Origin of the sequence: Neobacillus sp. C211 (genome assembly GCF_051842875.1) — a bacterium.
Taxonomy (GTDB): Bacteria; Bacillota; Bacilli; order Bacillales; family Cytobacillaceae; genus Neobacillus.
On the sequence record NZ_JBPXRO010000067.1, the window covers coordinates 1 to 5,197 of the forward strand.

Sequence of the window (5,197 nt, forward strand, 5' to 3'; positions counted from 1 at the left end):
TACCTGCCCCGTTAGTGCAATAAAAATAGGGATTGCCGTAGCCATCCCAATCTTCAACTCTTGCACCCGTTAGTTCAAGAAGAACCATTAACCATTATTTACCTGATTTTTTATTTAACGATTGATAAATACGAACTTTTTAGGAGATGGTAAAATGTTAAGCCCAAAAAAATGGCTGGGTGTATGGTTGATTACTGGATTACTGCTATCTTTCAATAATTCGTTTGCCCAAGGAAAGGAAAAATCCACAGAGACTAAACTAAAAGATGGGCAGGTACTGGAAACAGCTCATCCAAATTTGTTAAGAAAAAGGGATGAAGTTTGGAGAAAGATTACTGATTCTCACTTTTTAGACAAAATTGACTTAAAACTTCAGGAAAATGGATATAAAAGATACACAATGACAGGTGATTATGATATAAATTACCAAATAGTCAATTTGGAAATCAAAGAAAAACCAGGCGAGAGTAGGATTCAATCCATTGAAAACATAGACAATATTGTTAAACAACTTACAGATGAAAATAATTTAGTTCCAACAATTGCTCGAATTTCATTTCGTGATAAATGATATTTCTCGTGTCCCATCTTGAATCTTGGGTAATAAAGTCTATATCTTGGATATAGACTTTTTATCTTTTTTCACTAAACCTACTTCTCTACTTACTTTAATAAGAAAAGGTGATTACCCTTTGGTTCAGTAATCACCCCCTGTCATTTCTATTCAATAAAGTTTATTTTATTTTCCTGACACCATTCAATCGCAATTTGTTTAAAACGTTCATCACGATATGAATACCATTGATCTTCGATTTCAAAATCTATTATTTTGTCCTTAAATCTTCTAAAGGCACCCTTTCCGTTAATTGCACTTAATAAGGATTCCTGCTTCCGTTGATCACTGACTGTTAAGCAAAAGTTTTCCATTATTTCATACTCATTCACTTCATATTTAGTAGGCAACTCTATATAATTTTCAAAGTTTTCAACCACATCAATTGCAATCATTCTATTTTCTTGTTCCCATTCATTTAAATGATCAAATGGTTTTTCGTCTTCAGCAGCTCTCAAGTCCTCCGATGTTACTAACACTATTTCACCCGTTTGAATATTTAGTAACGAACGTGACTCTTCAAACTGTATTTCCATTTCCTCAATTATATCTTTCAGTTTGACTTGTATATTCACTATTAGTTCACCTTTTTTTATTTTTTTACTAATGCACCCGTTAGCCATCCATGCAACAATGCTGCACCACAGAGAATGGAATCCTACATCGTTCTTCCATGGTAGTTAAAGAAGAAATTCTTAACTATTTATGGGTGGTCTCTATTCTGGGCATATAAATCAAGCATATACTCTCTTTCATTTTCTGCCTCTTCTTCTGCCTCTTCATCATCAAGTTCAAGGTCATCAATCCATTGATAATAGTGTCCCAATTCGTGGGCAATTGTACCAAGAATAGCAGCAAGTGCGTTATCTTGCCCATCCTCTTCTAATAATTCTAAATAGTCACCAGTAGCTATTCTTATATATGGTTCTTCATTTTTGTCAAAAGGACCAAAAAATGTACCCGATACTAATTCATTATCAGCCTGACTTTTAATTTCATAATCTTTTTTTAGGTAAACAACAACTCTAATCGGAAATTCAAATTCCTTCCTTAACCACTTTCCAAATTCTAGACAAGCCCTTCTAACTTCTGGATGTACGCATTGTTCACATCTTATTCTTAAGCCTTGTCGTGGATAATCGTTATTCATTTAATCACCTCTACACCTCATAAAACAAGTGTATTCCAAAATTTACCTTCTTACACTAAACTGCCACGTTAGTGGAACAAGTCCTTTTGTTCTATTGCACATTTTCCTCGAAGTATGCAATTACGAATAGTAAATGGTTTATTTATACAAACTATACTTATTACTAAAGGGAGGTTCTGTTATGCGTGATAATACCAATTTGGCTGTTTTTGTCTTTTTTTCACTTTTAGGCTTTGTAGCAACAATAATTTTTAGCAGTGTCATAATATCTCAAAATAACCAAATTAAATCAAAACTTGAAAACGCAAAACAAACGTGATTCCTTTCAAGAAAAAATTGAGGGGATTTTTTATGTCATAATATAGTTCAAATGCGTCCTAGTATTCAACTAACATGCAAACGTTTGCACAATAAGAAAACGGGATCGCCGCAGCCATCCCATCTTTCACATAAGCACCCGTTACTTTAAGTACAATCCTTCACAATGTCTTTGAAAAGTTGTATTTGAATCATTTTATGGTCAAAAATTATTGGGTCCGAAAGGATTTTCTGGTGGATATTCCTCTAACTTATCAGCTGTTCTTTCATCTGGTGAAGTCGCCCCAGATTTTTTGTCAAAATAAATGGCTATTCCAACCAATATAATGATAGGTGTAAATATATAAATCCAAATCATCATAACACCTCCAAACTAACCAACGAATTACTTATATTATATTACAAATTTAACTTTTTTTTACAATACTTTTAAACAAAACTGCCCCGTTACTTGAAGAAAAAAAAGCGATCCCTCACTATTGAAGAACCGCACCCGTTAGCTTAAGAAGAAACTTAGAATCGGAGGTAATAACAATAATAATATTGAACTGGAAATAAGCAATTTTGATACTTTTTTGGGGAGTTTTTCTCTACCTTTACCTTTGTACCATCCACTAAACTACAATTTATTCCTATATAGAACCAAAAGTAAAATAAGAATCGCTGTTAGTCCCATCCAGCCATAAGTATTGGTATCAGTCCCTAATTTTGAGTAGATATACTTTATAAAGGCACTTAAAATTCCTCCGAAAAATACAAATATGAAAGCTATTCGTATTAACTCCAAAAGTACCTTCATTAGTACACTCTCCACCTTTATAATTTATTTTAATTTTACCATATTTCCCCATCACTTTGTTAAACTAAACTGCCCCTTTACTTGAATAAGAAAAAGCGATCCTTCGTTATTGAAGAATCGCACCCGATAGTTTAAGTGCTATTGTTCACAATTTCTTTTAATATAACTCCTAATATAGGGTTAACTCTTGAATATAAATTTTTTTAGCAACAATCCTAATGTAATACCAAAAATGATGGTGCTGAAAATATGAGAATAATAATCATTGATGGGTCTAATATCGATATACTTACCTTCTATTAATGTTGTGAATAATAGTTCACATACTAACCAGGCAAATAAACTGCCCACGGTCGTTTTTATAACCAAATGGCATGAACCAAACTTTTCAAATATAAAGTAAAGTAAGACTGCAAAAACACTACTAACTAAAAAATCTACCATTAATCCTATGGTAAGTACAGGTCTGTTAAAAGTAATAATAAGACTTGATAATTCATAAATACCAAACTTGCCGAAGCCAAAATGTACAAATATCCTCGAAGCAATCTCTCCTGGTATTGTTGAAAGTACACCTAATATACCTATTCTTAACATCCTATCTTGGATCATATCATCATTCCTTAATCTTTATGTGGACAAATTTAGTATTTAAATTATATATAATTTTATACGAACCCGTTACTTTAAAAAAATTATTTTACGGACTATATCCCAAAGTCATACTAAAGAAAAAAGCATAAACAATTAGCAATACCCATCCAACTAAAAAGAAAAGAAACATAAGAATTTTTCCTTTAAAGTCTTTCTCTCTTTTAAACCAAGAAAAGCATACGATTAGAAATATGACTGTTGTTGAAACTAAATACAGTAAAAGCCCTATATCAGACCAATCTGAATTTTTCTCCCAATAAATATCAGGAATAGGAGGATGTTCTTAAAGGTAACTAATTCTTTCTCTTACTATGATGAATACCAACGTTAGTACAAAGAAGTACCCATAACCAATGTATTTAACAATATTAGGAAATACCCTAGATCGATGAAGTACAATAGCAACAACAACTAATAACGGTATCAACGGAAAATAGTCGCCCACTTCCACTTTACCATATAAATCCATTTCCTTGTTAAACTATTCTGCTTCTTTAGTACAATAAGAAAAAGGGATTGCCGCAGCAGTCCCATTCTTATACTCTTGCACCCCTATAGTAAGAAGAGAAGGTATTATAGTCTAATTTAACACTTTTAATACCTCATAGACTAAGGTATTTCTACACTTTAGAAGAAAAAGCGGTGCTGAACAACATAAATTCAACCTTCACTCTATATTTCTGCAAACGTGGTAAAATGATGATAGTATTGATTATAGCTATTCATTTTCCCAAAGGAAGGTTTACCCCTATGATATATTTAAAAAGCTTTAAACTTTCCCCTCATACAGTCAAGAATCCTAATGCCTATCCATACAATGTGTTTAGAAAAATAACTGGTGAAGTGTTTGTCTTTAATAACATTACAGTTTTGTATGGTAACAACGGTTCGGGCAAGTCCACGCTGTTAAATTTAATAGCAAACAAGCTGAATATTACGGGGGCTGAGGACCTTTCAAATAATGGTTATAATACATACCAGCCAGATTACATGATGGATTGTTCATACAGCCTAGGCGAAAATAAGAGTGACGGAGAGTCAAATCAAATACCGCCTAATAGTCAGTACATCAAAAGCGAAGATATTTTATATGAGATTAAGAAGATTCAGCAGGAAGCAGTTCTTAAGGAAGGTTACCTGTACCAGCACTCTAAATTGGGTTATACTAAGGAAAATTTGGAAAAGTTGAAACATTCTTCACAGATGTACAAACAAATCGAGATTATGAAGTTTGCCAATGAGAAGTATTCTAACGGAGAAACATCCATGCAAATATTTGATGAGTATCTTGCCCCTAATGGATTATACCTGCTCGATGAACCTGAAACATCTCTTTCACCGACAAACCAAATTCAGTTGGCAGAAGAAATCAATAAACTGGCTAGATTTTTTAACTGTCAGTTTGTTATAGCGACACATTCGCCATTTATGTTGGGAACACTAGATGCTAAAATCTATAATCTTGACGCTCCCCTTTTTAGAACCTATAGATGGACGGAACTTGAAAATGTAAGGTATTTCTACGACTTTTTCAGAGACCGTAAGAATGAATTTGAATAAATGACAGAAACATTTTTGGGCACTTCAGAAGGCATATAATAAAGGAACCAACAAAAATGTCAAATTATTTACTTTTGTAGGTTCCATTATTGAACTATTCTGC

At 32.9% G+C, this 5,197-nt stretch carries 7 protein-coding genes; 3 read left to right on the forward strand and 4 right to left on the reverse strand.

All coding sequences use genetic code 11. The annotated features are described in order from the left end of the window. Positions 1 to 154: 154 nt before the first annotated feature. On the forward strand, positions 155 to 571 hold the full coding sequence (locus ACSU6B_RS28695; protein WP_410889853.1) for a hypothetical protein: 417 nt from the start codon (positions 155 to 157) through the stop codon (positions 569 to 571). A 149-nt stretch (positions 572 to 720) separates the two neighbouring features. Here the strand turns inward: ACSU6B_RS28695 and ACSU6B_RS28700 are convergent, their stop codons facing one another. Continuing rightward, positions 721 to 1,188, reverse strand: coding sequence for a UPF0158 family protein (locus ACSU6B_RS28700; protein WP_410889854.1), 468 nt, complete (start codon positions 1,186 to 1,188; stop codon positions 721 to 723). 128 nt (positions 1,189 to 1,316) lie between these two features. Continuing rightward, positions 1,317 to 1,763 carry a hypothetical protein gene (locus ACSU6B_RS28705; RefSeq protein ID WP_410889855.1) on the reverse strand — a complete coding sequence of 149 codons (447 nt, stop codon included), beginning with the start codon at positions 1,761 to 1,763 and terminating at the stop codon, positions 1,317 to 1,319. Between the two features lie 181 nt (positions 1,764 to 1,944). Between ACSU6B_RS28705 and ACSU6B_RS28710 the strand changes: the two genes are divergently transcribed. After that, the gene (locus ACSU6B_RS28710) at positions 1,945 to 2,082 is read left to right on the forward strand and encodes a hypothetical protein (RefSeq protein WP_186328945.1); all 138 of its coding nucleotides are present in this window, start codon (positions 1,945 to 1,947) and stop codon (positions 2,080 to 2,082) included. A 201-nt stretch (positions 2,083 to 2,283) separates the two neighbouring features. On the opposite strand, the gene ACSU6B_RS28715 is transcribed toward ACSU6B_RS28710, so the two are convergent. Both ACSU6B_RS28715 and ACSU6B_RS28720 read right to left on the reverse strand, forming a co-directional pair. Further along, positions 2,284 to 2,442 carry a hypothetical protein gene (locus ACSU6B_RS28715; RefSeq protein WP_179195808.1) on the reverse strand — a complete coding sequence of 53 codons (159 nt, stop codon included), beginning with the start codon at positions 2,440 to 2,442 and terminating at the stop codon, positions 2,284 to 2,286. A 618-nt stretch (positions 2,443 to 3,060) separates the two neighbouring features. Further along, on the reverse strand, positions 3,061 to 3,492 hold the full coding sequence (locus ACSU6B_RS28720) for a hypothetical protein (protein ID WP_410889857.1): 432 nt from the start codon (positions 3,490 to 3,492) through the stop codon (positions 3,061 to 3,063). A 792-nt stretch (positions 3,493 to 4,284) separates the two neighbouring features. On the opposite strand from ACSU6B_RS28720, the gene ACSU6B_RS28725 reads away from it, so the two are divergent. Next, the gene (locus ACSU6B_RS28725; RefSeq protein WP_410889858.1) at positions 4,285 to 5,094 is read left to right on the forward strand and encodes an AAA family ATPase; all 810 of its coding nucleotides are present in this window, start codon (positions 4,285 to 4,287) and stop codon (positions 5,092 to 5,094) included. The last annotated feature ends 103 nt before the right edge of the window (positions 5,095 to 5,197 follow it).